General features: G+C 43.8%; 2 protein-coding genes. Both read left to right on the plus strand.

Features of this window, described 5'->3' with window-relative positions:
• Positions 1-530: 530 nt before the first annotated feature.
• A complete protein-coding gene (locus Q0668_RS01970) occupies positions 531-755 on the plus strand; it encodes a ferrous iron transport protein A (RefSeq protein ID WP_298859405.1) in 225 nt (74 codons plus the stop codon).
• Positions 756-833: 78 nt separating this feature from the next.
• Positions 834-2,060: ferrous iron transport protein B (feoB, locus tag Q0668_RS01975; RefSeq protein WP_298859407.1), on the plus strand; the 1,227-nt coding region annotated here is incomplete at its 3' end.

Genomic DNA, 2,060 nt, shown 5'->3' on the forward strand with positions numbered 1-2,060 from the left:
CACTCTCTGAAATCTTAATTAATCTGAAAAATTGATTCTTAGAGGCTGCCTTAAAATGAAAATCAACAACATTACTTGTATTAAATATCTGCAAAAGCAAGGTAAATGTTCTTTACTAACTGTAGTTTTATTAATTCAATTTGACAGTATACGTGTGAGTTTTATTTGAAGTTAATCCTCGTGTAATTACTGATTATGTAAGTAATGAAAACTAAATAATTACAAGCACAGTCTTAGAAAGAGAGAACTCGTCAGGATTTATTTACTATTTGCAGGTTTTCAAATTGGTTTCGTTCCGTTTTATAGAGCTGAACTGATTCTCTTAATTTTCAGTCAGGAGTAGATCAGAGATTTAGCTTTGATTCTTACAATGTAACGAGTTACAGCAAATTTGAGTGTATCGAAGTCAATTACGAATAGAGTTGAAACTGAGTCTCAATTTCCTTATATTGTATTGGCTTCGCTTAATTATAAAGCGGAACAGCGAACATAGATGTTACTAGACTATTTTGGTGCCGAGATTTCGAGTGATGACATTAAATCAGATAACCAAAGGGCAGACCGTCCGAATCACTCAAATTAATGGTGAAGATGCGATTTCCATTCGTTTAATGGAAATGGGCCTGATAGATGGCGAACAGATCCAACTTTTGGGAAAAGCACCTTTAGGTGACCCGCTGGAATTTGCAGTACGAGGTTATCGACTATCTCTCCGTTTGAATGAGGCAAAGTGCGTTGAAGTCGAAATTGTCTAACGAGAGTGCCTTCCAGAAATAGCAGGTTGTCAATATTTCCTACCGAATGAGAGCCACGCTTTCAGATCTTCAAGTTCCATGATCAAACCTCCCGCTGTACCACAAAAAAAAATGACGATTGCCATTATTGGCAATCCGAACACCGGCAAGAGCACGCTATTCAATCTCTTATCCGGCGGGTATGCACATATTGGTAACTTTCCCGGCGTGACAGTGGAAAAGAAAGTCGGCAGCGTGATCTGGGAAGACCGACAGATTGATCTGGTCGATTTGCCGGGAACATATAGTCTGGCGCCGCGTTCCATAGATGAAATGCTGGCGGTGGATGTTTTACTCGGAAGACAAAAAAGTGTTCCCCTTCCAGATGCCATTATCTGTATCGCTGATGCATCCAATCTGGAACGGAACTTTTATTTGTTCAGCCAGATTCTTGATTTGTCGATACCCGTCATCCTGGTTCTTAATATGTGTGATCTTGCGAGGTCGCGCGGAATTGAGATTGACTCACAGGCTTTGTCAAAAAAACTGAACCTGCCCGTGGTCTGCACGGAGGCGCATCAGGGTAAAGGCATCGATGAACTGAAATCGGCAATTTTGAAGATGGGCGTGGGTGCAGAACATCAACCATTGGCGCTCTTTCCCGATGTCTTTTATACAGAACGAAATCTACTCAAGGAAAAGCTGCAGGACGAAGCGCAGCAGGGACCACCCAATTTTCTGGTCGACCGGTTATTGCTGGATGTTGGCGGATATGTGGAAGCTTACTTCGAACATCATACACACAACGGTTTGATCGACGAATTGAATCAGGCACGTACTCGATTGAAGGCAGCGGGTTGTGCCGTCCCGGCCATGGAAGCCCGCTTGCGTTATGGTTGGGCTGGCGAACTGTTACAGGGTGTGGTGCAGCAGCCGACCGATCATCGAGTGACCGTTTCTGATAAAATTGATCACTGGATGACTCATCGGGTGTTTGGCTTTTTGTTCTTTTTCCTGCTGATGTTTTTTGTCTTTCAGTCGGTTTTCACTTGGGCTGGCCCTTCGATGGATCTGATTGAATCTGGTCAGAATTTTGTGGATGGGGCTGTGGAGTCTATTATTCCCCCCGGCCCATTACGGAGTCTGGTGGTAGATGGTGTGATCGCCGGCGTAGGAGGGGTGTTGATCTTTCTGCCACAGATCGTGATTCTGTATTTTTTCATAGCCGTTCTGGAAGACAGCGGATATATGGCACGGGCCGCGTTTATTATGGATCGTTTAATGCGGAGCCTGGGGTTGAGCGGGAAATCGTTCATTCCGCTGATG

This window comes from uncultured Gimesia sp. (genome assembly GCF_937910335.1).
Classification (GTDB): domain Bacteria; phylum Planctomycetota; class Planctomycetia; order Planctomycetales; family Planctomycetaceae; genus Gimesia.